This window comes from Heyndrickxia vini (assembly GCF_016772275.1).
Lineage (GTDB): Bacteria > Bacillota > Bacilli > Bacillales > Bacillaceae_C > Heyndrickxia > Heyndrickxia vini.
Genome location: NZ_CP065425.1, coordinates 1,205,505 through 1,226,763 on the forward strand (window position 1 = coordinate 1,205,505; position 21,259 = coordinate 1,226,763).

Genomic DNA, 21,259 nt, shown 5'->3' on the forward strand with positions numbered 1-21,259 from the left:
GGAGATAATTCCAGAAGCTTTTTTTTACTTTATTGGACAGTACCACTCTCCATGATTGTTACCTTAGGAACTACTTTGATTTTCATTGTTTTGTACTCATCTCTCCATTTACTGTAACTAAAGTTTCTCGTTTTATTTTTAACACGCAGGCCAAATCCAACAGGATCCATCCCTTCTTTTTGAAAGTCTTTTAACATCTTGAGACATTCCTTTTTAACTTCCTTTTCCATTCCCTTTTCTAAATTTTTTACAACTTTTGTCGTCACTTTTGTGCCCGAATATTCTCGAACGATAGCATTTAATTTTAAATAAACGGTTGCTTCAAGGGGGTGTTTCTTTATTTTTATTTTATTTTTAGAACGAATACTATGGACAACGGCATTATATTTACCTGCCGTTACTGTTTTTGTTCCTTCACTGTATTTATCAACTAATAATTTAAAATGAAATAAATGATCCGCATCCACCTTTTTTACAATTCTATTTTTTTTAAATACTGCCATTCCGGTTATATCCAGATCCGTATCATTTACTTTTTGGATGATCGGTAAATAGGCATCGCGACCCTTTTGGGCGTAGTATGAGCCAAATACATGGAGGTTCACTTTTGGAATATCGCCATTTTTCATATTATGTATGAGTAGATCGCGAATAAATGTACTATTTCCTTCAAATCCATAATTTCCGGTTAATATATCCTCGGCATTTCCTTCTGTAATCGCTATGAACAGCCGTGTACCAATATTAGGATCACGCTGCAATGAATCAACGAGTTTGACAAATCCATGTTTAGCTAATTCCTCTCCGAATAAAACGACTCCCACCCCGCCAGTTACAAGTGGGTCACTTGATCGTCTTTCTAAATTAGTAAGAACATCGCGACTCGTTTTTGCAGTGGCAGTTAATGTTCTGTTTTGCACTGATTTATCCGGCAAATATTTAACAAATAGAAGAGTCCCTCTTAACTGGTCATTTTCAGCAAGGTCATATCCTTGTGCTGTTTCAATATTTAACTTGTCGATTACTTGCTGTTGCACGCAACCGGTTAACAAAGGAATGATGAGTAGTAATAATAAACACTTTTTCATGTTTTATTTTTCACCTTCTTTACAATCCATACGCAAATGAACAAAAATGGAATATAGATGAAGTTAATAACAAATCCCAGACTACCTAATAGATTATTTATTAAATTTATTTGTTCCCGGGATTTAAAAATTGGAATAATGAATAAGGCGATTGCTCCAACTACATATACCCCTATTCTTTGGGGAATTCGATACGTTTGTTTGATTAAACGGGTGGCACACCATAAAGCAAGACATGCATTCGGTAAAATAATTAAACACCAATTGGCAATTCCGACATATTCAAAGCGCTCGACAACGGGGAGATGAACAATTTTCCAAGTTGTCAATGTTGCCCAAACGTATTTTTGTATTTGCTCCTCACTGTAGTACCCAAAAGATATGAGAGCGGTATAAAGATATAACCCGGTTGAGGATAATAAAGCGAGATGGGCCCATTTTTTTGATTTTTGTTTATCTTTTATAAATGGATAATATATTATGAATGATTCATAACCCATATATGTTAGTGACATTTGATAGGAAGCCTTTATTAAGTCCTTTGCAGAATGGTCCAATATTGGCAAAAAGTGACGGAAATTGGAATAGGGAATGGTAAATCCAAATAATATAATTAAATATGAAGGGACGACAACACCAAAAAAGGCAATACCTACTACGGTTCGAAAACCACCTCTTACAATATAGATACAAAGGGTGATAAAGAACATAGCAAAAAGAAAAACGTTTAAATCATTAAACATCCAAACTTGTACAATTTCGATGTAGGTACGAAGAACGATAATAATGAAAGTAGTAAAATAAAAGATGAATAATGTATTAAATATTCCTCCTATCCATTTTCCGTACACATATCGATGGTTTTCCCCAAGGTCCTCTTTTCCTAGTTCAACAATTTTATACATAAACCACAAAATCATATTTGTTGCTAGACCCGCGATAATGACGGAAATCCAAGCATCATATCCCGCAGTCTTTGCAATAATCCTTTGAAAGCCCAGTGCACCGACACCAATTTGTACGGAGGAAATAGCGAAAAAGACGAGAGATGGAGAAATTTTTCGGTTTTCAGGTACGGGCAACATAATTTAACCTCCGAAAGTAGTCTTTTTGGTGGTGCACTTTCTTTTTTTTGGGGCATTTAAAAATCTATTTATTCATCAATGTCCAATTTTCGCTTTCCATCCTTTGGAGGAAAACGGACAGTGTCTTGCGTCCGTAAAAATTGCGGGCGTTTCACATTTTTATTAAAACCTAAACGAACAATCGTATCCTTAAGATCCTTTATCCTTGGTGGATAAAGAGGTTCAAAATAAGGTCTTCCTAAAGAGGTTAAACGAATTAGGTGTGTAAGTAATATGCAAAAACAAAAGACAATTCCTAGTAATCCCCAAAGCTGTGCAAAAATTAAAAATGGAAAACGAATGAAACGAATGGTATTACCAATTTTATAAACAGGTGTAGTAAAGGAAGCTAGTGCGGCTAACGCAACAAAAATTAATAATACATTACTTGTAAGACCAGCTTCCACAGAGGCAGTTCCAATAACGATCCCGCCCACGATACCGATTGTTTGGCCGATTTTCGTAGGTAGTCTCGCCCCTGCTTCCCGTAAGAGCTCAATGGTAATTTCTAGAACTAATGCTTCTAAAATTGGCGGCAAAGGAACCCCTTGTCGGGAACTAATAAGGGTTGCCATTACTGCCCTCGGCACCATTTGATAATGATAGGTCAATGCTGCCACATATAAGGGGGTTACTAAAATCGAAAAGGTTACTGAGAAAACACGCAGTAATCTAAAGAAAGTAGCAATAATCCAGTTTAAATAATAATCCTCAAAAGATACAAAAAACTCCACTAACGTTGTTGGACCAATTAATGCATGGGGAGAGCCGTCAACAATTAAAACAACTTTCCCTTGACCTAACACACTTGCAGCACGGTCGGGTCGTTCTGTATCCAAAAATTGTGGAAAGGGTGATGAATGATTATCCGCTATAAGCTGTTCTATGAATGAGCTATCGCTGATCATATCAAAATCTAGTACATTAAGTCTCTGTTTAATTGTCTGCACATTTGTCAGGTCAACAATTTGATCCATATATAGAACAGCTACTTTTGTTTTTGATAATTTTCCTACCGTTAGTTCCTCAATAATTAATTCCGGTACGGGAAGACGTTTTCTAATTAAGTTTAAATTTTGATCAAGTGCTTCAACAAATGCCTCTTTTGGCCCAATTACACTAAATTCGATTTCAGGAGCGCTTACTGCTCTTGTAATTTCCTTTTGGGCAGAAATAAATGCATACTTGCCTTCATCTGTTTCGATTTGTAATAATACATATCCGTTATATAATTTTTGATTTACTTTTGACATGTCTGTTGTAATTTCTACATCGGCAACTGGAAGCAACTTGGAAATGTCTCCAATCGTCGCAAAATCGCCCTCAAGTAAATCTGGCAAAATATCCTTTTGAATAATCTCTTCATCTATTACTGTCGAGACAAAAGTTAAGGAAAACTCCATTCCGGTTCGACTATTTATATATTTAGCTTCTTTTACATCTTGTGATTTAGGTTTTGGCGCTTTTTTTTGCTGCGTTTCTTTTTTTTGTAATTCTTTTTCTTTTTTCTTTTGTTGTTTAAGCGCATTCCTTTTTTTAAAGAAATCCATAGTAATCCCCCGATAATATATTCAATAAATGTAGGAAACTGATAATTGATAATGATTGGAAGTACCTACGTGACATATTGTTACCAAATATCGGTTGAATATGTAAAACGATGCAAGAATTATCAAGTTAATACAGAAAAAAGCTGATAGTTATTAATCAGCTTTTTTCTTTCGTCATTTGAACAAGAGTATTTATATCATTTGTTAATTGATTATATGATGGGGCTTTGCCTTTTAAATTTGACTTTATTCTTTCAATTAATTTGGGGGCATTTGCGTTTGTAATCGTAAGGATTTGCACATGGCCATCGAATGCATCATTCATGATTCTTTTAGCATGATCTAAGTTATCATCAACATTGTTATCTATGTCATTCCGGCTATTATTTTCAACTTTACCGGATGATCCATTTGTTCCGCTTAAAACTCGATTTTGCATGTCATCATAGTGAATGGAGGTATTTTCCTGTTTTGCTCTTGCTAAGATAACAGTGTCATCGAGAACAAAAACTTTAATACCTGGAATTCCTTCACCAGCTAAACGAGATTCTAAATGAGAAGAAATACCACCATCATGTAAACTCGAACTTCCTATTAAGCTATAGACATTGGATCCGGGACCACTTGTAATCTCTCCATGTTGATTGGTTGTTAACTTTTTTGAACGATCCGTACTTGGAATGACATTCACATCCTGGTCATTATGTGTTGATACATTCATAGGATGTTGAGTATTCCTTATTCCTTGTTGTCTATCTTTAGCACCTTGTTGACTAGTACAAGCTGCTAAGACAAGAAGTACTCCAACAAAAGGAACCAACCATTTACTTCGCGTTTTTTTCACTTTGTTTACCTCCTAAATAGAAATTATTTCAAAAATAAGGTTCCCAAATTTTAATTATTTATGAGTAGTAGTTTTGTGTATATTTAAATATTTTTGGAACATATTAAAAAAAAACCCATGCTAGTCATTAATAATCTTTTTCGACTATTAAATTAAATTTTTTAACATGGATGAATTCAGGAGGTGGACCAGATGGTTGATGAAACAAAAAAGGAGATTCCAGAATCAGTATCCCGACGTAAGTTTATTCGAAACACTGGTTATGTTGTTGGAGGTGTTGTAGTAGGAGGAGCAGTAGGAAGCCTATTACCATTCGGTAACAAAACGAAGGAAATCAAAAATAATGAAACTTCTCCAACAAAGTCAGAAAATTTTAACCAAGCACTAATGCACTTTACTCAAGAACAATTTAATATTGTTCAAGCAGCGACGGAAAGGATATTTCCCGAGGATGAGAATGGGCCCGGAGCAAAAGCTTTAGGTGTTGCCTTTTTTATCGATCATCAGCTTGCAGGCGATTGGGGATTTAATTCAAGAGATTACATGCAAGCTCCGTTTTATAAAGGTGAAAAAGTCCAAGGTTATCAAGGTAGATTAAAGCGTAGGGAAATATTTGATATCGCATTACAAGAAATGCAAAACCATAGTATGGAAAAATATAAGAAAAAATTTACTGATCTTTCTGGAGACGAACAAGATGCAGTCCTAAAAGATTTTGAAGGAGACAAGGTGAATATAACAACGATTTCACCGAGTGGTTTTTTTAATATTCTAAGAAGTAGCACGTTAGAAGGTGTATATAGTGACCCATTATATGGTGGGAATATGAATATGGCCGGTTGGAAAATGAAGAATTATCCCGGCAACCAAATGGCTTATTCCGACATCATCGAAAAAGGTTACAAAAAAATAGCACCACAAAGTCTGCGTGACCATTTGGCTCATTAAAGAAGAGGTGAATAGTATGGTGAAAAAATTACCAAAAGTAGATGTTGTGATTATAGGTGTTGGTTGGGCAGGTGGGATTATTGCATCTGAGCTTACTAAAAAGGGATTAAATGTAGTTGGTTTGGAAAGAGGGAAAGAAAGAAAAACGGAAGATTACTATATGGTTCATGATGAATTAAGGTATGCCTTAAGATATGAGTTAATGCAAGATCTATCAAAAGAAACGATTACATTTAGAGGGAATGAAAGAACGAGAGCCCTTCCTATGAGACAATATGGATCCTTTTTACTAGGTGATGGCTTAGGAGGAGCTGGGGTACATTGGAATGGACAAACATTTCGATTTCTACCATATGATTTTGAAATCCGTAGTAAAACAATTGAAAAGTATGGAAAAAACAAAATACCAAAAGGAATGACAATTCAGGATTGGGGCATTACATATGATGAACTAGAACCCTACTTTGACCGTTTTGAAAAAATAGCAGGTATTTCCGGCGAAGAGAATCCTTTAGGTGGAAAACGTTCTGCAAAATACCCAACCCCACCTATGAAGAAATCTCCGCAAATGAATGATTTTGAAAAGGCGGCAAAGCAATTAAAGCTTCATCCTTATATTGTTCCTTCAGCAAACCTGTCGGAGTCATATACAAATCCTGACGGTATTTCAAGAGCGGCTTGCCAATATTGTGGATATTGTGAAAGATTTGGTTGTGAGTATGGAGCCAAAGCAGATCCAGTTGTAACAGTTATCCCAGTGGCGAAAAAAACAGGGAAATTTGAAATAAGAACCCATTCCAATGTTAGAAGAATTTTGCATAGTGGAAAAAAAGCGACAGGAGTCATGTATACTGATGTCACCACCGGAGAAGACATTGAACAACCAGCAGATATAGTAGTTTTGACAGGTTTTGTATTTAATAATGTAAGATTATTGTTAATGTCAAATATCGGAAGCCCATATAATCCGAGTAACGGAACAGGAGTAATTGGAAAAAACTATGCTTATCAAGTAGCAAAGGGGGGAGCAGTAGGATTTTTTGATGATAAAGAATTCAATACCTTTGCAGGAGCTGGTGCTTTAGGTGTAACTATAGATGATTATAATGGAGACAATTTTGACCATTCAAATTTGGGCTTTATTCATGGTGGAATGATCCAATATAATCAGTCCGGAATGCGTCCTATCCAAAACAATGCTGTTCCTTCAGGCACACCAACATGGGGAAAGGATTTCAAAAAAACATCGATAAAATATGCGAATAGATATTTATCAGTAGGCTCACAAGGCTCTTCCATGCCTTTCCAGCATCATTATCTCGATCTGGATCCAACCTATAAGGACGCATATGGAGATCCGTTAATTCGAATCACTTTTGACTTTGAAGAGCAGGATCAAAATCTAGCCAAATTTTTAGCGGGAAAATGTGGGGATATTTTAAAGGAAATGGGAGCTAACCATGTTGATGTATTAAAGGAGTTAGGTCCATATGAAATAACAACTTACCAATCCACACATAATACCGGGGGTGTCATTATGGGAGCTGACCCAAATACATCTGCAGTAAATAATTATTTACAAATGTGGGATATGGATAATTTATTTGTTGTCGGTGCCTCTGCTTTCGCTCATAACTCCGGCTATAACCCAACTGGAACAGTTGGTGCATTATCTTACAGAGCAGCAGAAGGAATCTTAAAATACCACAAAAAAGGTGGATCATTAGTTTAAGAAGGGAAGTGTTGAGATGTTATCAAATATTGGTATTCCGGGTCTAATCATTATTTTGGTCATTACATTAATTATATTTGGACCAAAGAAGCTGCCGGAAATCGGATCAGCCTTTGGGAAAACATTATCAGAATTTAAACGGACAGCGAATTCAATTATGAGTGATGAGGTAACGGAAGAAAAAACAACTAAGGAAACTCCTCCTAAAGGATGAGTTTCCTAATAAATGTAGTAGAAGGAGATGAGTGCATTGTCAGAAGATCTCCCATTTGAAGTGGAAAAAGAGGAAACGGCTTTGGACCATTTTACGGAACTTAGAAGGATTTTGCTTTGGTCCGCTTTTTTCTTTGCTATTATGTTTGTGACCTTTCTTGTTTTTATGCCTAAAGTTCTTCCTTTATTAGCTAATGGCTACAAGATTGTACTGATGGGGCCATTAGATGTGATTCGCTTTTACACGGGTGTTTCAGGTGCATTAGCATTGGGCCTAACAACCCCATTCCTCGGATACCAAATTTGGAGATTTGTAAAGCCTGGCTTAACCCCGACAGAAAGTAAAGTGACACTCACTTATGTGCCAGCTATCACGGCCAGTTTTTTGACGGGTATTGCCTTCGGCTACTTTATCGTTTTCCCTGTATTATTTAAGTTTCTCATGAATCTTGGAGAAAAATCGTTTGATGTTCTAATTACTGCAAGAGAATACTTTCTTTTTTTACTAACATCAACATTGTCTTTAGGATTTCTATTTGAATTGCCGATTGTAATGGTCTTTTTAACATCTGTTGGCATGTTAACTCCGGTAAAATTAAAACAAGTTCGAAAATATGCGTATATCTTGCTTGCAGTCATTTCAGCACTGATCACACCACCGGACTTTATAAGTCAAATATTAGTGCTGACTCCATTAATGGCTCTATATGAACTTGGGATACTATTATCCGTTGTTTCATTTAAGAAGAGGCAGAAACGGGTTGAACCTGCAGTTACATGAAAAAACCCGCAAATTTGCGGGTTTTTTCATGTAATATTTATTTTCCAAGAAAGATTTTCTCTATATCATCTAACATGAGATTAGCAGCAAGAACGCCACCGGCCGTATTCCAAATATCATCGTTTACTTTATGAACATTTCCAGCTTTAGCAACTTTTAAGTTTTTAAATAGCGGATCATTGATCCATTCCTTTTCAAGAGAAGCAGCTTCACCATCACCTGTTTCATAAGTGAAATAGAAAAGTATATCTCCGTCCATTGCCGGAATGCGTTCTTTCGTTAGGTTTCTTTCGGCAAAGTCATTTTTGTTTTGGTCGCCGGGACGGGCAAATCCTAATTCATCCAAAATAACACCGGAGAATGTATCCTTATGATAAATACGAACATCACCAGGCATAAAGCGAACCATTGAAACTTTCATTTTTAATTTATCGCCTAATTTTTCTTTTAAGTCAGCAATTCGTTGATCATATTGCTGAATAACTTCTTTTCCTTTTTCTTCTTTATTTAATGCTTTTGCATAAAGTTCAAAGTTTTCTTTCCAATCGCCGCGTAACGTTTCTGCAAATACAGTTGGAGCGATTGCACTTAGTTGATTATAGATTTTTTCTTGGCGCATTTTATTTCCAATAATAAGGTCTGGATGTAGCTTTGCAATTGCCTCTACATTTACTTCACTTTCTGTACCCACGACTTCAACATCTTTCATTTGATCGCTGATATGTTTATACCATGGATCACCTGTCCATGATTTAACCGCGCCAACAGGCGTTACCCCCATCGCTAAAAGAGCTTCAGTTCCCTCGTTTGTTAAAATGACTACACGTTTCGGGGTACCTTTTATAGGTGTTTTTCCCATTGCATGTTCCACTGTATAACTTGATCCGCTATTTTTTTCTGTATTCTTATTTGTTTCTTTGCTAGCTTCATTTTTATTGCCGCACGCAGCAAGGGCGAATAGGGCCATTATCGCTACTAGCGAAACAAAAAAACGCATTTTTTTCATCGTATGTACCTCCACAGTTATATGAATGATAATCGTTATCAATTACATACTAATCTTATCAGATGTTAGAAAGTTGTCAATAACTAAATGAAAATGATTTTCAAAGTCATTGACTAACTGAGAATCTTTCTCTACACTAAATAGTAGATATTATTGAAGAGGAACAGTGAAAATGGTTCTAAAGAAAAATTGGCAAAAATTATTTGCAATGATCATCGCTACTATTATTTTGTTGATGTTAATTGGGATGAGTATTGTTTTTGGATATACGGGGATTTCTATAAAAACAGCCATTCAATCCTTTATGGATTTCAATGGTTCAAATGAGCATGTCATAATTACTTCGGTTCGGTTGCCAAGGGCACTGATTGCAGCAGCAGTAGGTGCATGCTTAGCAATGTCCGGGGTGATTATGCAAACATTAACAAAAAATCCGCTTGCTGCTCCAGAAATTCTCGGATTAAACGCGGGAGCAAGTTTTGCAGTTGTATTAGCTGTTACCTTGTTTCACTTTTCGAGTCTGCAAGCATTTGCATGGGCATCATTTACTGGTGCAGCGATTGCGACAATTGGTGTATTTCTTATTGGATCGGTTGGCAATGAGGGACTGACTCCGATGAAATTAACACTAGCCGGTGCAGCCATAGCTGCGCTATTTGCTTCATTTACCCAAGGGCTATTGTCTATAAATGAGGCTGCATTAGAGCAAGTTCTTTTTTGGCTTGCTGGATCTGTTGCAAATAGAAAATTAGACATTTTAACATCTGTTTTCCCTTATATGCTTATTGGATGGATAATCGCATTGGTTTTTGCAAAAAAAATGAATGTATTATCGATGGGGGAGGACGTTGCGAAAGGATTAGGTCTAAAGACGGGCTTAGTGAAGATTGTTTCAGGGGTAGTCGTTATTTTGTTAGCAGGGAGTGCAGTTGCTGTTGCTGGACCAATTGGATTTGTTGGAATTGTTATTCCGCATATTGCCAGAAAAATAATTGGCATTGATCATCGTTGGTTGCTTCCATTATCCGGAATTTTAGGTGGCGTATTATTAGTAGCGGCAGACATTGCATCAAGATATGTGATTATGCCTCAAGAGGTGCCAGTTGGTGTGATGACGGCCATCATTGGGGTTCCATTTTTTATTTATATTGCTAGAAGGGGGTTTAATGGACGATGAGTCAATTCAAAAATCTTCGTCTTTTTAAAGGGAAAATCTCCTTTTTAGTTGATCTTCGTGCAACTTGGACTATCTTGATTTTGTTTATCGTGACTTTACTTGCACTCGTTATAAGTACAGGTTTAGGGGATATGAATATTAATCCGATAAATGTTGTTAAAACATTTTTCGGAGGTGGTTCAAGCATTGAGCAGTTAGTTGTATTAAAGTTTCGGTTACCAAGAATTCTTGTTGCAATGTTTGTAGGTATTGCATTAGCAATGGCAGGGGGAATTTTACAAGGAATTATCCGGAATCCATTAGCATCACCGGATATTATCGGAATAACTGGTGGGGCAGGTGCTGCCGTTGTTTCCTTTCTAGCCATTTTTAGTAATAAAGATAATAGTTTGACAGTGAGTATAGGCTGGATGCCAATTGCAGCTTTCCTTGGGGCAACAATCGTGGCATTTCTGGTATATTTTTTAGCTTGGAAAGATGGCGTTTCTCCCATAAGATTAGTATTAATAGGAATTGGAATTTCCGCTGTGATGAAAGCTATCACTACATTATTAATGTTAGTTGGACCTATTTATCGGGCAAGTGAGGCGAATATTTGGTTAACAGGTACCGTAAACGGATCCAGCTGGGGGAATGTTAAAGTTATTGTCCCATGGGTGCTAATACTGACGTTAATTTCCTTTTTATCCGCCCGAAAAATCAATGTACAAGAGTTTGGTGATGAACTCGCGACTGGTGTTGGAAGTCACGTTCAACGCCAACGATTTTTTCTTTTACTATTAAGTACGGCTTTAGTTGGTGCCGCTGTTGCATTTGGTGGGGGAATTGGCTTTGTTGGTTTAATGGCTCCACATATTGCGAGAAGACTTGTCGGTTCTTCCTTTGGTGTTTTATTGCCTGCATCAGCCTGTATCGGCGGAATTTTGGTCATGGTGGCGGATTTAATCGGACGTACCGTATTTACGCCGCTTGAAGTGCCGGCTGGAGTGTTTACTGCCGCGATTGGGGCACCGTATTTTATCTATTTATTATTTAAATCAAAGTCTGCATAAAAGGAGTGGGCATGATGAATGAAACAATTCAAGCAAAATCATTAACATTAGGTTATGGTGATTCGATTATTATAGATGAGTTAAATTTGAGTATTCCTAAAGGGGAAATTACCGTTTTCATTGGTGGGAATGGCTGTGGAAAATCGACTTTATTACGATCAATGGCACGTTTATTAAAACCGGAATCAGGTTCCGTTTTATTAGCTGGGAAAGAGATTGCTAAGCTCCCGACAAAAGAGGTAGCGAAAAATTTATCAATTCTCCCGCAAACACCAATAGCCCCGGAAGGATTAACAGTGCTGCAACTTGTAAAACAAGGACGATTTCCATACCAGTCATGGCTTAAACAATGGTCGAATGAAGACGAAGAAATTGTCATGCGCGCTCTAAAAGCTACTCGTATGGTTGAATTTAAAGATCGACCTGTCGATGAACTATCGGGAGGACAGCGACAAAGAGCATGGATTGCCATGACACTTGCTCAAGATACGGAGGTTATTCTACTAGATGAACCGACAACCTATCTTGATATGACTCATCAAATTGAAATTCTTGATTTATTATTTGAATTAAATGAACAAGAAAACAGAACGATTGTTATGGTGCTGCATGATTTAAATTTAGCGTGCAGATATGCACATAATATTGTTGCGATTCGTGATAAGAAAGTATATGCCCAAGGAACGCCGGAATCCGTGATTAGTTGCCAAATGGTTCGAGATGTTTTCGATATGGATTGTCAAGTATCAATGGATCCACTTTTTGGTACACCATTATGTATTCCACACGGTAAAGGCCGTTGCATATTAAAAGGCGGGGAGATTAATGCCATCTAGTTTATCATCGGAGCTTTCAAACTATCGATATATTGATGAAATAAAGAGTACGCATTCCTTTATAAATGGTAAAGATTTTTTCGATAGTGAAAAGCTTCCTGCTCATTTAGTGAAAATTGGAGCGCAAATGGGGTCCCCGACAAATAAAATAACGGCTTCCATGATTGTGAAGCGAATGGCATTTTATGGGGTCATTCATTTATATGCGATGAGTGTATGGAATAAAAGGTTAGTTGTGGATATAGATGAACTGAAAGTAGTTGAAAATCCGGGAGATCCACTATGGTTACCGGAATTTTACTTTGGAGAATATACCTTTATAGATGTGGAAAATGTACGGACATTGTGGAGAGAAGAGGTCATAGCGGAAGTTTTTTCAGGATTTTTCCACCCTTTATTGGAAACATTAAGGAATGTAACACGCTTTTCAAAGCTTGTTATGTGGGAGAATATCGCTATTTATATTTTTTGGTTATATGAAAGTCTTCTTAATAATGAAGAATATAATGCCCTTCATAACAGGCTTAGGGATGATTTCCATTTTATCGTCCATGAAGCGAGTCCCGCTTTATTTGGTCCTTATAAAAATAATCCACTTTCTCGCTTTGACAGTGAAAAAGTGATCCGTGAAAAGAATATCGAACCCATTCGCGTACGAAAAACATGTTGTTTTTCCAATCTTTTAGAAAAAAAGAAAAATAGATGTTCAACCTGTCCAAATGGATGTAACATGCCTCCTATATAAAAAAGAAAAGAGTGATCGTCATGGATCAGACATTTCGAGATCAGTTCGATGCATTATTAGAAAAATATACGGAGCTTTTACTTGGTGAATCGAATGATGAATTAATTGAAAAGATCAAAATGTGGGCACTTTATACATATATTGCAAAATCTATGCCTGACTTAGCAAAGCATTGGAATGCATTATATCCAAATGGAAAAGAGGAAATGAAAAAATTAATTTTTGAAATCAAGCATATGAATGATTTACATCGTGAAGCAAAAAAATAACCACTGGTATCAAACCAGTGGTTAATTCGTTACGGCTTCCATTAACAGGTCGACAATATGAACCGCTCGAACTTGTTCCGTCAAACCTTCCCGTTCTATTCCAAGTTTCATCTGCAATAAGCAGCCAGGATTTGCGGTCACAATGGTAGTTGCCTTCGTTGCCTTCGCATTCTTCATTTTTGAATCCAATATTTTCATAGACATTTCTGATTCAACGATATTATAAATTCCCGCCGATCCACAACAACGATCGGAGTCTTTCATTTCACGATAATCTGGACCAATAATTGATTGCAGTAATACTCTTGGTGCCTCAGATGTTTTCATAACATTCCTCAAATGACAAGAATCCTGATAGGTAATGATTTGTTCAGCTAATTTGAGTGAGTTATTTTTATGAAAATTCAACTCTACCAATATTTGAGTAATATCTTTTAATTTCTCCTTAAACGCCTTAGCACGTGGATACCATTCAGGATCGTTTTTTAATAAATGATCATAGTCAATAAGAAATGCGCCGCAACCACCTGCGTTTGTAATGATATAATCGGCATTCGTATGTTCAAATGCTTCAATATTGCGTTTAGCCAATTCTATTGATTTTTCCTTTTCACCGCTATGTCCATGTAACGCACCACAACAACCTTGCGTTTTCGGAATGATGATTTCACAACCTGCCTTTTGCAATAATTTAAGGGTTGCATTATTCGTTTCTAAAAACATCGTATCCATGAGACACCCAGTAAAGAAGGCAACCCTTTTTGCCTGAGTTTGCTCCGCAGGAAGGTACTCTGGACGATTCTTCATTTCTTTCATTGTCGGTACCTTTGGCAAAACTTTTTCCATTGTTGCTAAACTTTCGGGAAACAGCTTCATAAACCCAATTTTTCTCGTAACTTTTTGTAAACCGGATCGTTGATAAAAACCTAATAGGCCGGTTATCGATTGCATCCTGTTTTGATGAGGAAAAAGACCCTCAAATACCGTATTTCTAACGGCACGCACAATCGGTTTCTGCTTTTTATTTTGCTGGATAATATCTCTTGCCTCCTCTAGGAGATGGCCGTACTTTACACCAGATGGACAAACCGGCTCACATGCTCGGCAACCAAGGCAAAGACTTAAAGAACGTTCTACATCTTCATCGGGTTCAATCATCCCATCTTTTACTGCTTTCATTAGCGCAATTCGACCTCTTGGAGAGTGTATTTCCTGGAATCCTGATTCAATATAGGTTGGACAAGAAGGAAGACAAAAACCGCATCTCATACAATTTAATAATTCATCTTCATCCATTCTTTCCATGAAAACTTCTTGAATTTTACGTTGTTCTTCTATAGTCGTCATCTCGTTACCACCACGCGTTTCCTGCTATCCTTGGCAAATACCTTTCCGGGATTCATAATATTTAATGGATCAAAACTAGCTTTAATCGCCTTCATCGCTGCAATTCCTTCTTTTCCTAGTTTCCATTCGAGATACGGTGCTTTCATCACTCCAACACCATGCTCACCTGTAATCGTTCCGCCAAGTTCGATTGCCTTTTCAAAAATCTCGGCAAATGCTTGTTCGACACGTTCAATTTCTTCTTTATTTCGTACATCAGTTAAACATGTAGGGTGTAAGTTACCATCCCCTGCATGCCCAAAGGTGCTAATATTTACACGATATTTTTCGGCAATTTCATTAATCGCACGCACCATTTTGGCAATTTCGGAACGTGGGACTGTCGCATCTTCTAAAATGGTTGTTGGTTTTAAACGCGCCAAAGCTGAAAGTGCAACCCTTCTTGCTGTTCTTAACGCATCTGCCTCTTCCTCCGAATTAGCAACTTGAACAGCCTCTGCATCTTCTTCCAAGCAAATCGCAGCCATTTTGTCCATATCCCGATTCACAACTTCAGGACTACCATCTTGCTCGATTAATAGGACGGCTTTCACATTTGTAGGTAAACCGATTTTTGCAAAATCCTCTACAGCGATTAATGTTGGCTGATCAAGAAATTCAAGTGTAGTCGGAATAATTTTGTTCGCGATAATTTTCGAGACGGAACGTGCAGCAGCTTCTAAATCTTGAAATAATGCTAGCATCGTTTTTTTCGTTTCTGGCATTGGGATTAATTTTAAGGTAGCTTCAGTAATAATTCCGAGTGTTCCTTCGGATCCAACGAAAAGCCTTGTTAAATCATATCCAGCGACATCCTTGGCTAATTTTCCACCAGTCCGGATAATATCTCCATTCGGGAGCACGATTTCTAAGGCAAGGACATAATCCCGCGTGACACCATATTTTAAACCGCGCAAGCCACCGGAGTTTTCATTTATATTCCCGCCGATCGAAGAAATTTTCATTGAACTTGGATCTGGTGGGTAGAAGAGCCCTTTCTCCTCAACGGCATGAATCATATCCAGCGTAATAATGCCAGGTTGAACGGTAATCGTTAAGTTTTCTTCATCAATTTCGATAATTTGGTTCATATGTTTAAATAATAATACAAGTCCACCTTCAGTCGGGCATGTACCAGCACAAAGGTTTGTTCCAGAACCTCTAGGAACAATGGGAACTTTACATTCACTACAAAGCTTAACAATATCGGCGACTTCCTTCGTGTTTCTAGGGGAAGCAATGATATCTGGCATTGATTGAAACTGTGGTGTGGCATCATAGGAATATACTAATCTCCCAGCCTTTGAATCATCAACATTCTCCTTGCCAACGATTTGAATAAGTCGATCTTTGAAGGTTTGCGATAACATTATTATCCTCCTTATGAATGTCTCTTTTATTAAAGATTTTTGTTTTCCATATAACCGCACAGAGTGAATTGGAACGAAAGGCACTTGACTCCTGTGGGATTAGCTGGTCAGATGAGACCCCGCAGGGAGCGAAGCGCTGAGAGGAGGCTCATCGCCAGCCCCACTGAACCTGTAGCGGAAAGAAACGGTCATTTTTTTTCCAAAACAACAAGCATTATGAAAACAACATGTTATTAATAGTATAAAAAAAAGCGAGAGGAACTCGCTATGTATTTTCAAACAAAGAAAACGTTTTAAATGTTAATTAATTTGTATATTGATCTAAAATTTGAATACTTAAATAAAGGATTGTTTGATCTTTTATGATTTTTGGATTCAACTTAGTAAGTTCTTCAATTTTTTTTATGCGATAATGCAGTGTATTAATATGTATATGCAATTGTTCAGCCGTTTCTTTTAATGATTGGTTATATTCAAAAAATGTCCTTAACGTATGCATTAGTTCCAAATCATGAAGAAGTGGGGCAATGGTTCGTTGAACGAACTCTTTTTTCGTTTCACTTCGAACATCCTCAAAAATCATTTCGAGAGTGAGTTCTTCATCAAAGGCAATCCACTGATTTTCAGTAATTGAATGAAGCGCACGTTCGGCTTTTAAAAAAGAACTTTTCAATTCCTTTGGTTCTACAATTTGTCCGATTCCGAAGGTTAATAAAAAATTATTGTTATGTTCTATTTTAATTTTCCAATCATATAACCTTTTTTTTAGCTGTTTTTTGTCTACATTAGTTGTAGCTTCAAGTAATAGCAACAAGCGGTCATTTCCCCAATGAATGAATAAGTCATTTTTCTCTTCGACAGATTCCCATTTTGGAGTAAAGTTAATCATATTTGTTTGTGTTTTAGCCTTTACCATAATCACTTGTCTGGGGACAGATAAATTAATTCCTAAAAGATCGGCACGATTGTGAAAGGTTGAATCCCATTCTCTTAATTCTAACCAGTCAAAAATAAAAGCTTCTATTGCACGGTTTTGACGATTCATTTCCTCTTTATAGAAATTTTCTTGAATAAGGAGTTCAGTCATTTTTCGTAATAATTCTGCATATGGCAAAACTTCGTCGGGATTTCCTGTTATGCCAATGACACCGACCACATTTTGACCAAAGCAAATCGGTAAATTGATCCCGGCTTTTACACCTTTTAATTTTGTCTCATCTTCTTTTGATATAATCAATCGATCCTTTTTATGGACAGTAAGGAACGCACCTTCATGAAAAAAACCGATTCTCTTCGGATTGGTACTAGCAATAATGTATCCATTCGTATCCATAATAACAATTTCTTCATTGATTAATTTTCTTACTTCTTGAATGATTTTTTTTGCAAGAATGGTTTGTAACAAAGATACTCCTCCCCAGTTTCTTCTCTTTTTTAGCATAAAGGAATTGATGTAGAAATGAAAGTAGGGCAGGAAGGGGGGGAAGGATTGTAGAATGAACCTCAAGATGAGCTTTGGAAGGGAATCTTGGTCGATAAAAAGGCTGAATGAAGCCCAAAAAGCATTATGAGGAGGAATCTTGGTCAACAAAAAGGCTGAATAAAGCCCAAGATGAGTTACGAAAAGGAATCTTGGTCAACAAAAACAAAAGGGCACGAAATAATCCGTGCCCCTACATCGACTATTACTGCATTTGGTTTCCATAAGGAAATTGGTTTGAATACCCTTGGTGCTGTTGGAAGGATTGTTGAACTTTTTGTTGCTCAGCTGCTTCAAGCTTGTACCATCCGTTTTGAAACATTAAATTAAATAACTCGCGTTGCTCATTTTGTGTTTCTGTGAATACAGATAGTAAATCTTGATATAATGCTTCATGACTTGCCTCATTCATTGCATTATTGTACGAAGCTGTCATATATTTTTCCATTGATAAAAGATCATTCACCAGATCACGGTCACTCATTCGTGGTGTTTCTGGGACAGGTGTTTTTGGATTTTGGATTTTTTGCTGATTTGACATCGTTTGTCCTCCTATTACATAAATTGCTGGCTTTGCCCGCCCGGCTGTGTTTGTAGATGAGCTTGTAAATGATTGAGTATTTTATTGTAATGATTTTGATGCATTTGTCCGCATTTTTCGAGTGCATTTTTTACTGAAGCATCTTGGCAATGCATTGCAGCAAAATGCGCTTTTTTCATCGCAAGTAAATTCCAGGAAAGCATGTCATCGATATATGAAAGATCTTTTGTAGATAAAATATCGGGTGGTTGTGGCATCGACACCTGCTGATTTTGTTGATTATAAGGTTGCTGTTGCATCATAATCCTCCTTATCTAGAAATTATTTTTTGTATTGATTATTTTGGCTATTCACTTTCCCGCCGCCATCTTCTTCAACTGTTGGACCTGCATTCCCTTTTACACTAGCTGCACTGACACCAGCCTTCGAAGGATTTTTCTTACGTCTTGCCATTTTATTCACCTCCATAATAAGTATAGATTTTCCTAACGAATGTATATTATCCTAATTCAAATTTAATAATCGGTCGTCGAATCGAATGTATTTTTAGAAAATTTATCATTTTTAGAGATTAGTAATTGATAGTTTTGGAAAAATCATTTATATTATAGATAGTAAGCTCATTCATGAGATATTTTTTTAAAAGAAAAATGAATGAGTATTCATTCAAGAAGGCATTGAAGGAGGAAATAGCATTGAGTAAAAGCATTAAAAAAGCGGCTGTCCTAGGTTCAGGAGTTATGGGATCTGGAATTGCTGCACATTTAGCGAATATTGGGATTCCAACTTTGCTATTGGATATCGTGCCCAAAGAATTATCGGACGAGGAAAAAGCAAAAGGGCTAACATTAGAAGATAAAGTTGTTCGTAATCGGTTTAGTGATCTTGCTTTAAAAAAATTGCTGAAGCAAAAGCCGGCACCGCTAACGACAAAAGAAAATCTTGCACTCATTCAAGCGGGTAATTTAGAAGATGATCTAACGAAATTATCTGAAGTTGACTGGATTATAGAAGTTGTTGTAGAGAAATTAACAATAAAAAAGAATGTTTTTGAAAAGATTGATCAACATCGTAAGCAAGGAAGCATTGTCAGCTCAAACACATCCGGGATTTCTGTAGAAGCAATGGCAGAGGGAAGATCGGATGATTTTCAAAAGCATTTCCTTGGTACCCACTTTTTCAATCCACCAAGATATTTAAAGCTTCTTGAAATTATACCGACAAAACATACGGATCCAGAAGTTTTACAATTCATGAAAGTGTTCGGTGAAGATGTTCTTGGAAAAGGCGTCGTTGTTGCAAAGGATACACCAAACTTTATCGGAAACCGTATCGGCACATACGGACTTTTAGTAACTGTTCAAGAAATGCTCAAAGGCGGGTATAGCGTTGGTGAAGTAGATTCTATAACAGGTCCGCTAATTGGTCGCCCAAAGAGTGCAACCTTTAGAACGCTAGATGTCGTTGGATTGGACACATTCATTCATGTCGCGAACAATGTGTATGAACAAGTAGATGGAAAAGAAAAGGAAGTATTTGATGTACCTGAATTTATGAAGAAAATGTTCGAAAATGGTTGGTTAGGAAGTAAAAGTGGTCAAGGCTTTTATTTGAAAAAAGGTAAAGAGATATTAGAACTTGATCCACATACACTTGAATATGAAGAACGAAAAAAGTTAAAAGCACCTTCATTAGAAATAGCGAAGCAAGTTAAAGGTTCAGCTAATAAAATGAAAGCGCTTGTTTATGCAGAGGATAAGGCAGGTTCACTACTTTGGAATATTTTTGCGCCGGTCCTCATTTACTCAGCAGAATTAGTAAATGTAATTGCGGATGATATCGTCTCAATTGACAATGCGATGAAATGGGGATTTGGTTGGAAACAAGGTCCTTTTGAGGTATGGGATGCAATCGGGGTTGAAAAATCAGTAGCGAAAATGAAAGAAAGCGGTTTGATTGTTCCAACATGGATTGAGGAAATGTTAAATAAAGGAATTACTTCTTTTTACAAAGAAGAAAATGATGAAACGACTTTTTACCACGAGGGTGAGTATAAAAAGGTAGAACAAAATCCTAAAGTAATTAATTTAAAGCAATTAAAAAATCAAGGAAAACTTATCAAGAAAAATACTGGTGCAAGCTTAATTGATTTAGGAGATGGCGTCGCATTATTAGAATTCCATTCACCTAACAATGCGATCGGTTTCGACATTATTCAAATGATCAACTATTCCGTGGATGAAGTGGCAAAAAACTATAAAGGCTTGGTGATAGGAAATCAAGGAAAGAATTTCTGTGTCGGAGCTAATTTAGCATTAATGCTTATGGAAGCACAGGATGATAACTTCTTTGAACTTGATATGGTCATCAAACAATTCCAAAATGCGATGATGAAAATCAAGTATAGTCCAAAGCCTGTTGTGACTGCACCGTTTTCCATGTCATTAGGCGGCGGGGCCGAGGTTTGTTTACCTTCCGCACACATCCAAGCAACAATGGAAACATATATGGGATTAGTTGAGTGTGGTGTAGGCTTGCTGCCAGGGGGCGGCGGAAATAAAGAACTCTATATTAAACACTTAAAGAATATGCCAAATGGCGTTGATTTTGATTTACAAAAAGTAGCAAATAAAGTATTTGAAACCATTGCAATGGCAAAAGTATCTACTTCCGCTGAGGAAGCAAGAATGAACAATTTCTTAAGTAATGCTGATGGTATAAGTGTAAATCCGGATCATCAATTATATGATGCAAAACAAGCAGTACTTGCATTGGATGCACAAGGGTATAAACCACCTGTCAGACAAAAGGTGCCAGTCGTAGGTGAAACGGGTTATGCAACATTATTATTAGGTGCAGAAGGAATGTATTTATCAGGATATATTTCTGAGCATGATTTAAAAATTGCAAAGAAAATTGCCTATGTCATTGCCGGCGGTAAAGTACCATACGGTTCAAAAGTTGATGAACAATACTTACTTGACTTAGAAAGAGAAGCTTTCCTAAGTTTAATTGCTGAACCGAAAACACAACAACGTATGCAATACATGCTTGTAAAAGGAAAACCATTGAGAAACTAAGCAAATCAATTAACTAATAGATACGAATTGCTAAATG

General features: G+C 36.8%; 21 protein-coding genes. 10 read left to right on the forward strand and 11 right to left on the reverse strand.

What is annotated here, in order from left to right; genetic code table 11:
* Nucleotides 1–29: 29 nt before the first annotated feature.
* The 4 genes from I5776_RS05890 to I5776_RS05905 all read right to left on the reverse strand — a co-directional run bounded on the left by I5776_RS05890 (nucleotide 30) and on the right by I5776_RS05905 (nucleotide 4,606).
* Nucleotides 30–1,088 carry a Ger(x)C family spore germination protein gene (locus I5776_RS05890; protein WP_202779433.1) on the reverse strand — a complete coding sequence of 353 codons (1,059 nt, stop codon included), beginning with the start codon at nucleotides 1,086–1,088 and terminating at the stop codon, nucleotides 30–32.
* On the reverse strand, nucleotides 1,085–2,173 hold the full coding sequence (locus tag I5776_RS05895) for a GerAB/ArcD/ProY family transporter (RefSeq protein ID WP_202779435.1): 1,089 nt from the start codon (nucleotides 2,171–2,173) through the stop codon (nucleotides 1,085–1,087). The genes I5776_RS05890 and I5776_RS05895 overlap by 4 nt, the downstream gene beginning before the upstream one ends.
* A gap of 68 nt (nucleotides 2,174–2,241) precedes the next feature.
* Nucleotides 2,242–3,762 carry a spore germination protein gene (locus tag I5776_RS05900; protein ID WP_202779437.1) on the reverse strand — a complete coding sequence of 507 codons (1,521 nt, stop codon included), beginning with the start codon at nucleotides 3,760–3,762 and terminating at the stop codon, nucleotides 2,242–2,244.
* Nucleotides 3,763–3,919: 157 nt separating this feature from the next.
* Nucleotides 3,920–4,606: a hypothetical protein gene (locus I5776_RS05905; RefSeq protein ID WP_108069921.1), complete on the reverse strand. Its 687-nt coding sequence runs from the start codon at nucleotides 4,604–4,606 to the stop codon at nucleotides 3,920–3,922.
* A 192-nt stretch (nucleotides 4,607–4,798) separates the two neighbouring features.
* Between I5776_RS05905 and I5776_RS05910 the strand changes: the two genes are divergently transcribed.
* From I5776_RS05910 to tatC, 4 genes are read left to right on the forward strand one after another with little or no spacing between them, the layout of a single operon-like run.
* Nucleotides 4,799–5,554 (forward strand): gluconate 2-dehydrogenase subunit 3 family protein, encoded by a 756-nt coding sequence (locus I5776_RS05910; protein WP_202779439.1) that lies wholly within the window; start codon nucleotides 4,799–4,801, stop codon nucleotides 5,552–5,554.
* A gap of 16 nt (nucleotides 5,555–5,570) precedes the next feature.
* A complete protein-coding gene (locus I5776_RS05915; RefSeq protein ID WP_202779441.1) occupies nucleotides 5,571–7,286 on the forward strand; it encodes a GMC family oxidoreductase in 1,716 nt (571 codons plus the stop codon).
* 16 nt (nucleotides 7,287–7,302) lie between these two features.
* Nucleotides 7,303–7,500, forward strand: a complete 198-nt coding sequence (gene tatA, locus I5776_RS05920; RefSeq protein ID WP_108069914.1) for a twin-arginine translocase TatA/TatE family subunit — start codon at nucleotides 7,303–7,305, stop codon at nucleotides 7,498–7,500.
* 27 nt (nucleotides 7,501–7,527) lie between these two features.
* Nucleotides 7,528–8,280: a twin-arginine translocase subunit TatC gene (tatC, locus tag I5776_RS05925; RefSeq protein ID WP_202779443.1), complete on the forward strand. Its 753-nt coding sequence runs from the start codon at nucleotides 7,528–7,530 to the stop codon at nucleotides 8,278–8,280.
* 37 nt (nucleotides 8,281–8,317) lie between these two features.
* Here the strand turns inward: tatC and I5776_RS05930 are convergent, their stop codons facing one another.
* Nucleotides 8,318–9,286 (reverse strand): ABC transporter substrate-binding protein, encoded by a 969-nt coding sequence (locus I5776_RS05930; protein WP_202779445.1) that lies wholly within the window; start codon nucleotides 9,284–9,286, stop codon nucleotides 8,318–8,320.
* 172 nt (nucleotides 9,287–9,458) lie between these two features.
* Here I5776_RS05930 and I5776_RS05935 point away from each other — a divergent pair, with 172 nt between their 5' ends.
* From I5776_RS05935 to I5776_RS05955, 5 genes are read left to right on the forward strand one after another with little or no spacing between them, the layout of a single operon-like run.
* Nucleotides 9,459–10,463: a FecCD family ABC transporter permease gene (locus tag I5776_RS05935; RefSeq protein WP_202779447.1), complete on the forward strand. Its 1,005-nt coding sequence runs from the start codon at nucleotides 9,459–9,461 to the stop codon at nucleotides 10,461–10,463.
* Nucleotides 10,460–11,515 (forward strand): FecCD family ABC transporter permease, encoded by a 1,056-nt coding sequence (locus I5776_RS05940; RefSeq protein WP_107921228.1) that lies wholly within the window; start codon nucleotides 10,460–10,462, stop codon nucleotides 11,513–11,515. Before I5776_RS05935 ends, I5776_RS05940 begins: the two co-directional genes overlap by 4 nt.
* Before the next feature lie 11 nt (nucleotides 11,516–11,526).
* Nucleotides 11,527–12,351 (forward strand): ABC transporter ATP-binding protein, encoded by an 825-nt coding sequence (locus tag I5776_RS05945; RefSeq protein WP_373454653.1) that lies wholly within the window; start codon nucleotides 11,527–11,529, stop codon nucleotides 12,349–12,351.
* The gene (locus tag I5776_RS05950; protein ID WP_202779449.1) at nucleotides 12,341–13,096 is read left to right on the forward strand and encodes an IucA/IucC family C-terminal-domain containing protein; all 756 of its coding nucleotides are present in this window, start codon (nucleotides 12,341–12,343) and stop codon (nucleotides 13,094–13,096) included. Before I5776_RS05945 ends, I5776_RS05950 begins: the two co-directional genes overlap by 11 nt.
* A gap of 20 nt (nucleotides 13,097–13,116) precedes the next feature.
* Entirely contained in the window at nucleotides 13,117–13,365 is a 249-nt protein-coding gene (locus I5776_RS05955) for a DUF2573 family protein (RefSeq protein ID WP_108069906.1), read from the forward strand.
* A 21-nt stretch (nucleotides 13,366–13,386) separates the two neighbouring features.
* Here I5776_RS05955 and I5776_RS05960 read toward each other — a convergent pair whose 3' ends face one another.
* From I5776_RS05960 to I5776_RS05985, 6 genes are all read right to left on the reverse strand, one after another.
* The gene (locus I5776_RS05960; RefSeq protein ID WP_108069904.1) at nucleotides 13,387–14,712 is read right to left on the reverse strand and encodes a (Fe-S)-binding protein; all 1,326 of its coding nucleotides are present in this window, start codon (nucleotides 14,710–14,712) and stop codon (nucleotides 13,387–13,389) included.
* Nucleotides 14,709–16,121, reverse strand: coding sequence for a glycolate oxidase subunit GlcD (glcD, locus tag I5776_RS05965; protein WP_202779451.1), 1,413 nt, complete (start codon nucleotides 16,119–16,121; stop codon nucleotides 14,709–14,711). The genes I5776_RS05960 and glcD overlap by 4 nt, the downstream gene beginning before the upstream one ends.
* 304 nt (nucleotides 16,122–16,425) lie before the next feature.
* On the reverse strand, nucleotides 16,426–17,526 hold the full coding sequence (locus tag I5776_RS05970; RefSeq protein WP_202779453.1) for a CdaR family transcriptional regulator: 1,101 nt from the start codon (nucleotides 17,524–17,526) through the stop codon (nucleotides 16,426–16,428).
* Nucleotides 17,527–17,806: 280 nt separating this feature from the next.
* Nucleotides 17,807–18,142 (reverse strand): spore coat protein, encoded by a 336-nt coding sequence (locus I5776_RS05975; protein ID WP_202779455.1) that lies wholly within the window; start codon nucleotides 18,140–18,142, stop codon nucleotides 17,807–17,809.
* Nucleotides 18,143–18,156: 14 nt separating this feature from the next.
* A complete protein-coding gene (locus I5776_RS05980) occupies nucleotides 18,157–18,441 on the reverse strand; it encodes a hypothetical protein (protein WP_202779456.1) in 285 nt (94 codons plus the stop codon).
* A 22-nt stretch (nucleotides 18,442–18,463) separates the two neighbouring features.
* Nucleotides 18,464–18,595 carry a YuzL family protein gene (locus tag I5776_RS05985; protein ID WP_202779457.1) on the reverse strand — a complete coding sequence of 44 codons (132 nt, stop codon included), beginning with the start codon at nucleotides 18,593–18,595 and terminating at the stop codon, nucleotides 18,464–18,466.
* A gap of 197 nt (nucleotides 18,596–18,792) precedes the next feature.
* On the opposite strand from I5776_RS05985, the gene I5776_RS05990 reads away from it, so the two are divergent.
* Complete coding sequence (locus tag I5776_RS05990; protein ID WP_425490339.1) at nucleotides 18,793–21,222, forward strand: 3-hydroxyacyl-CoA dehydrogenase/enoyl-CoA hydratase family protein; 2,430 nt, start codon at nucleotides 18,793–18,795, stop codon at nucleotides 21,220–21,222.
* Nucleotides 21,223–21,259: the final 37 nt, after the last annotated feature.

Excerpts from the sequence above, each read along its gene's own strand:
- I5776_RS05890 (WP_202779433.1), bottom strand. The coding sequence starts at position 1,088 with ATGAAAAAGTGTTTATTATTACTACTCATCATTCCTTTGTTAACCGGT.
- I5776_RS05985 (WP_202779457.1), bottom strand. The coding sequence starts at position 18,595 with ATGGCAAGACGTAAGAAAAATCCTTCGAAGGCTGGTGTCAGTGCAGCT.
- I5776_RS05915 (WP_202779441.1), top strand. The coding sequence starts at position 5,571 with ATGGTGAAAAAATTACCAAAAGTAGATGTTGTGATTATAGGTGTTGGT.
- I5776_RS05940 (WP_107921228.1), top strand. The coding sequence starts at position 10,460 with ATGAGTCAATTCAAAAATCTTCGTCTTTTTAAAGGGAAAATCTCCTTT.
- tatC (WP_202779443.1), top strand. The coding sequence starts at position 7,528 with ATGAGTGCATTGTCAGAAGATCTCCCATTTGAAGTGGAAAAAGAGGAA.
- I5776_RS05895 (WP_202779435.1), bottom strand. The coding sequence starts at position 2,173 with ATGTTGCCCGTACCTGAAAACCGAAAAATTTCTCCATCTCTCGTCTTT.
- I5776_RS05955 (WP_108069906.1), top strand. The coding sequence starts at position 13,117 with ATGGATCAGACATTTCGAGATCAGTTCGATGCATTATTAGAAAAATAT.
- I5776_RS05990 (WP_425490339.1), top strand. The coding sequence starts at position 18,793 with ATGAATGAGTATTCATTCAAGAAGGCATTGAAGGAGGAAATAGCATTG.
- tatA (WP_108069914.1), top strand. The coding sequence starts at position 7,303 with ATGTTATCAAATATTGGTATTCCGGGTCTAATCATTATTTTGGTCATT.
- I5776_RS05950 (WP_202779449.1), top strand. The coding sequence starts at position 12,341 with ATGCCATCTAGTTTATCATCGGAGCTTTCAAACTATCGATATATTGAT.
- I5776_RS05980 (WP_202779456.1), bottom strand. The coding sequence starts at position 18,441 with ATGCAACAGCAACCTTATAATCAACAAAATCAGCAGGTGTCGATGCCA.
- I5776_RS05930 (WP_202779445.1), bottom strand. The coding sequence starts at position 9,286 with ATGAAAAAAATGCGTTTTTTTGTTTCGCTAGTAGCGATAATGGCCCTA.
- I5776_RS05935 (WP_202779447.1), top strand. The coding sequence starts at position 9,459 with ATGGTTCTAAAGAAAAATTGGCAAAAATTATTTGCAATGATCATCGCT.
- glcD (WP_202779451.1), bottom strand. The coding sequence starts at position 16,121 with ATGTTATCGCAAACCTTCAAAGATCGACTTATTCAAATCGTTGGCAAG.
- I5776_RS05945 (WP_373454653.1), top strand. The coding sequence starts at position 11,527 with ATGATGAATGAAACAATTCAAGCAAAATCATTAACATTAGGTTATGGT.
- I5776_RS05900 (WP_202779437.1), bottom strand. The coding sequence starts at position 3,762 with ATGGATTTCTTTAAAAAAAGGAATGCGCTTAAACAACAAAAGAAAAAA.
- I5776_RS05975 (WP_202779455.1), bottom strand. The coding sequence starts at position 18,142 with ATGTCAAATCAGCAAAAAATCCAAAATCCAAAAACACCTGTCCCAGAA.
- I5776_RS05910 (WP_202779439.1), top strand. The coding sequence starts at position 4,799 with ATGGTTGATGAAACAAAAAAGGAGATTCCAGAATCAGTATCCCGACGT.
- I5776_RS05960 (WP_108069904.1), bottom strand. The coding sequence starts at position 14,712 with ATGACGACTATAGAAGAACAACGTAAAATTCAAGAAGTTTTCATGGAA.